Here is a 285-nt window from a genome sequence, read left to right as displayed (position 1 = left end):
GTCAAGGGCTCGCGGCAGTTCCGCGACTTCGACGACTACCTGCTGCCGGCCGAGAAGTTCGCCGCACTCAAGCGCGAGCAGGCCCTGCCCCTGGCGATCAACCCGAACAGCGACCAGTACCTGGAAGAGCGTTTGCAGCTGCTGGACGAGCAGTTGGCCACCGTCACCCGCCTGGCCAAGGACAACGAGCTGCCCGATGCCATCCTCACCGAGTCAGGGCTGAAAATCACCCCGCTGGATGCGGCGGTGCCGGATCGGGCGCAGGCGCTGATCGACCAAACCAGC

At 66.0% G+C, this 285-nt stretch carries 1 protein-coding gene; it reads left to right on the top strand.

Annotated elements, in window-relative coordinates; genetic code table 11:
- Positions 1-285: hypothetical protein (locus tag J4G32_RS21215; protein ID WP_210497697.1), on the top strand; the 285-nt coding region annotated here is incomplete at both ends.

Origin of the sequence: Microvirga antarctica, from assembly GCF_017921815.1 — a bacterium.
GTDB lineage: Bacteria > Pseudomonadota > Alphaproteobacteria > Rhizobiales > Beijerinckiaceae > Microvirga > Microvirga antarctica.
The sequence above is the reverse complement of the archived record's forward strand: the minus strand, read 5'-3'. Positions and strand labels throughout refer to the sequence as shown.